This window comes from Bradyrhizobium sp. Kon10 (assembly GCF_055807395.1).
In genome coordinates, this window is the sequence record NZ_JBVVOZ010000180.1 from 1 (window position 1) to 300 (window position 300).

General features: G+C 63.3%; 1 pseudogene. It reads left to right on the forward strand.

The window, feature by feature from the left end:
- Positions 1-300 (forward strand): annotated as a pseudogene (locus AC0L2O_RS36615) (phosphotransferase family protein); the annotation flags it as partial.

Consider the following 300-nt stretch of genomic DNA (forward strand, 5'->3'; position numbering starts at 1 on the left):
TTGCCCAAGACCGTGCCGGAGCAGGCGCGCGTCTCGATCGTCCACGGCGACTATCGTCTCGACAACATGATTTTCCATGCGACGGAACCGCGCGTCCAGGCCGTGCTGGATTGGGAGTTGTCGACGTTCGGCGATCCCATGGCCGACTTCACCTATCTGTTGATGCAGTGGGTCATGCCCGGCCTGGACGGCGCCGACCTCACGGCGGATGACGGTCCCTGATCTCAACTGGTATTTCGCCTACAATCTGTTCCGCCTCGCCGGCATCACCCAAGGCATCGCCGGCCGTGTCCGCGACGG